Origin of the sequence: Flavobacterium sp. LHD-80 (assembly GCF_030929605.1) — a bacterium.
GTDB lineage: Bacteria > Bacteroidota > Bacteroidia > Flavobacteriales > Flavobacteriaceae > Flavobacterium.
The window spans coordinates 1-5,100 of record NZ_JAVFVS010000003.1 but is presented as its reverse complement, the minus strand read 5'-3'; the positions used below and the strand labels follow the sequence as shown (position 1 = coordinate 5,100).

1 protein-coding gene is annotated in these 5,100 nt (G+C 37.6%); it reads left to right on the top strand.

The annotated features are described in order from the left end of the window. Positions 1-5,100 (top strand): hypothetical protein (locus RB619_RS04570; protein WP_308094736.1); only part of this gene is annotated, 5,100 nt, incomplete at both ends.

Below are 5,100 nucleotides of genomic sequence, written 5' to 3'. Positions count from 1 at the left end.
GACAGCAGGAACCTATACGTTCAGAGTGACCGATTCGGCAACTCCGAAATGTTCTGCAGTCTCAAACGGTGTCGTGGTAAATACAAAAGCGACTACTTTGACCCTTAGCACTTCAAAAACAGATGTAAAATGTTTTTCAGATGCTACAGGAACAATCAATATCACGCCTACTTCAGGGAAAGCGCCTTATACTTATGCTGTTGTAAAAGGAGGTACGACTGTATCTACTACAGCCAGCACAACAGGCCTTACAGCGGGCACTTATAACATTACTGTTACGGACAATCTAGGATGTACGGGAACGGCATCGGTTATTATTATTGAGTCTCCATTGTTAACTGCTTCGGCTACTGCTCCAGCTACAACTACATGTAGTTCTTCTACTTTGGTTACAGTTACTGGAAATGGAGGTACAGGCCCTACAACTTATACTTACAGTATTAACGGTGGAGCTTTTACAGGCGAAAACACATTGATAATCTATGATAATGGATCAGATCAAACTGTTCCTTACCGTGTAAGAGATGCAAATGGTTGTACAACACCAGTTCAAAATATTTTAATCAAAAAATTAGACCCACCATCAATAACAAATATTGTTGGAACACCTATTTATTGTTCACCAGTTGCTAGTACAACTAGTACAATCACGATTACAACATCTAATGGCGTACTTCCATTAACTTATTCTATATCGCCATCAACGGGAATTACTTCTCCAACAGGCTTTCCAAACAAATTTGAAGGTCTTGTAGCAAGTACAACTTACTTAGTTACTGTTACTGATGCAAATGGATGTAGTGTTACTAAATCTCACACAGTAGATCCGGTTACACCAATAGCAATTGCTGGACAAACAGTGTCTAACGTTTCTTGTAACGGCGGAAACAATGGAATTGCAAAATATACAGTTACTGGATTTAGTTCTACAGGTAATTATATTATTACTGTAACGACTGTTCCTGCAGCTTTACCTTTTACACAAACTCTTTCTGGTGATGTTATTACATTAACGGGTCTTGGTGCGGGTACCTACAAAGTAGAGGTAGAAGATAGAACAACAGGTTGTTCAAAAGATGATACAGTAACTATTACAGAGCCACCGGTTTTAACTTTAGGACTTGCAAGCAATGTAAATGCAAATTGTAGTGTGCCAACATCTAAAGTTACTGTTACTGCAGGAGGAGGAACTCCATTTGCAGGAAACACATATCTATATCAAGTTAAACAAAATAATGTAGCTCCAGTAGCTGGTGATTACGGTTCTGTTTCTTCTTTTAATCTAAATCCGACAACCAATTTAAGTTGGGATATTTGGGTAAAAGATGCAAAAGGTTGTGAAACAAAATTAGATGTAACTATTGCAAAAGATTTAGCTCCTACTGTTACAGCTACAGTTCAAAATCAATGTACTGGTTCTGGTAGCTTATTTACTATAAAAGCAGTAGGTTCTGGTGGAGTAGGTTCTTATACTTACACAATTAATACAGGTGTAGCGCCAACAGGTGCTTTATTAGATACTTTTACAGTTGCGGCTGGTACGTATACTATTACTGTAAAAGATGCTAATGGCTGTCCTAACAATACAATTGTTACAGTGAATAATGTATTGACTGTATCTGCAGAATTGAGAAAAAATTTAACATGTAGTGTTCCGACGGCTGCTTCTATTGAAATCATTGCTGCAGGAGGTAAAGCTGGATATACCTATAGAGTTTCTTCTGATGGTGGAGCAACGTATTCTACAACAGGTATTTCAGGAAATATTTTTACAACAAATACTGCTGGTGATTACCAATTTGAAGTTACAGATTCTAATCTTCCAACAGCTTGTATTAAAATCACAAATAGTGTAAAAGTTATCGATGCAGTTATAGTTACAGCTTCTACTAAGTTTGCTGGGCCTGGCTGTAATGGAAATACAAATGGTTATATAGAACTAAAAGGTTTAACAGGGGAGGCTCCGTTTAAATATAGTATTGATAATGGGGTTACTTTTTTAGATACAAACATATTTCCTGATTTAGGTGCTAATACTTATCTATGGGTTGTAAAAGATAAAAAAGGATGTACGGTTAATGGAAGTATTACATTAGATAATCCATTACCAATTAACGCAACGATAACTCCTCATCCAATTCAATGTCAATCAAATGTTCCTGGATCTATTGATGTAGCTCTAGACGTAGCTTCTGGCGGAATTCCTCCATTTGTTTATACGCTTTATGACAATACTTCTTCGCAGGTAGCGACATCGGGTCCAATTTCTGCGGCTTCTTATAGTTTCCCAGGACTTTCTTTTGGTGATTATTATGTGACAATTGTTGATTCTAAAGGTTGTGAATTCAAAGCGCCTAAAACTAGAATTAATACCCTGCCTAGACTTACTGCAACAGGTCTTTCTAGTACAGGAAGCTGTCTTACAGGAGCTTATGTGGATATTAATGTAGTAGTTGGAACAGGATTTGGTCCATTTACTTACTCAATATACGGACAGCCTTTAACTGCTGTTAATACTGCTGCAACAACGCAGCGATTTTCAGGATTAGCTCATGGAGTTACTTATTTATTCCAAGTTGTGGATAATGGTGGATGTTCTTCGGTTGTTGAAGTTACAACACCTGTACTTTCTCCTATTAAAGTAACTGCATCAGTAACTTCAAATGTTACTTGTGCGGGGTCTAATGAAGGAGCAATTTCGTTCACTATTGAAGATTATGATTCAACTACACATGAAGTTTCTTATGAAATTCGTGACGAATTGACCAACTTACCTATTGCTGCTCCTAATGGAGGATCATTTACAGGGTTAACAGGTGCAGATATTAACGGAACTTTTAGTGGTTTAAAAGCTGGGTCTTATACTTTATTCGTAAAAGAAGTAGATGGAACTGAATGTAATACCGCAACAACATTTATAATTACACAACCATTACCGGTTAACGCATTAATTACAAGTGAAACTAATGCTAACAGCTGTAATACAGGTACTCAAATTAGAGTAGCGGCAACTGGAGGTACTGCACCTTATCAATATGCTTTTGTACAGGATGGTGTAGCACCTGCAACATTTTATACTAATAGCAGTTTAGGAACGTTGAATCCGTTTCCTGCGCCATTAAAATTAAATTGGGACATCTGGGTGAAAGACTCAAATGGATGTGAATTTAAATTAGATCATACAATTACAGTTGATCCTAGTCCGGTTATTGCATTATCAGTTGCTGATAAATGTGTTGAGGAAGGTACTTTTGCGATAAACGTTACTGAAACTACAGCTGGATTTGGTGCTTATACTATTAGTGTTAATGATAATGATTTCGTGAGCGTTTCATTGCCATACACTATTAATGGACTTAAATCAGGAGTGAATAAAGTAATAATTAAAGATGCCAATGGTTGTACAGATACAAAATCGATAACTATTGATGCGCCTTTGCAAATGACTCCTGTTGTTACCGTTCCAAATTGTAATGATAGTGATGGAGTAATTACATTATCAGGAACTGGAGGAACTGGAGTATATACTTATAGTATTTTGCCAGCCAGCGGAACTGTAACTGCAAATGTTATTTCTGGTTTGTCACCTGGAGATTATATTGTAACAATGACAGATACTGCAACCCCGACGGCTTGTAGCATTACTACAAAAGTTACTATACCTTCCGCAGTAGCAGTGACGTTTAATACTGTTACTACCAAGGTAAGTTGTTTTGGTTCTAGTGATGGTACTATTACTGTAAACTTGCCAGCATCAAATAATAATCCGGTTTATACTTATGCTATTTCTCCTGTAGTAGGAACTCAAAATGATAATATTTTTACAGGTTTACCGGCAGGTACATATAGAATAACAGTTACATCAGGTAGAGGTTGTTCTGCATTTGATGCAAATGTTGTTGTAGGTTCTCCAGAAGCCTTAACAGCAACTGCAACTATAACTGATTATGCTTGTAGCGGAAATGTTCCACAACCTGCTAAAGTAACTGTAAATGTTGATAGTGTTGCGGGTGTACTTACAGGAACAGGTCCTTATCAATATAATTTTGACGGATCAAGCACATATACTGATACAAATGTATTATATGTAGATAATGTTGCACCTCAAGTAGTTCATTTTTATGTAAAAGATGCAAATGGATGTTTATTTGATGATCAGATTACCGTTAACCCTTACAAGAAGATAAATAACATTACATTTATTAGTTCAGCTCCAACCTGTCCTGTTCCAGATGTAAATGTTCAGTTGACAGTAGTTGGTGGATATAATATAACTAAGTATGAAATAGTATCTCCAACTCCTTTAGATAATTTAGGTGTAAATGTTTTCAATGGATTAACAGCTAATACAACTTACTTATTCAGAGTTACTGATGATCATGGTTGTTCATTTGAAAAATCATTTACCACACCTAAATTAACACCAATTGCAATAGTTGGTGATTTGGTAAGCGACATTTCATGTAATCCGGCAAACGGAACAACAAACAATGGAGTTGCAAGATATACGGTTACAGGATTCAGTTCTTCACAGAATTATACTGTTACTGTTACAACAACACCAGTGGCATTGAGTTATGTTTTAACACAGCCAGTAGGAACAGATTTTATCAATTTAACAAATCTTTCAGCAGGAACATACAAAGTTGAAGTTAGAGATAATGTTACAGGCTGTATCAAGGATGCTTCAGTGACTATCACGACTCCTGTGGCTATTGCCTTCACGGCTTCTGCTACGAAGGTGTTCTGTTCAAGAGACGAGTCAGAAATCACGGTAAATGCACCGAGCGGCGGCACAGGCGCATACAGCTATGCAGTTGTGAAGGCTTCAGACCCGGCACCGGCATTAAGCGCTTATGTGGCCAATAACATCCTTAAAGTGGATACCAACCTTACGGATCTGTCATGGGATGTGTATGTAAAAGACGCTAAAGACTGTATTGCCAAGATCACAGTTCCTGTAATCTACAATGCGGCGCCTTCGATCACTGCTCCTGCGGCACAATGCTATACAGGATCAGACCTGACAGTGGACTTGAGCACAGTAGCAGGCGTTTACGCAGGAACAGCAGTCTATACACTGGACGGAGTCGACCTTGC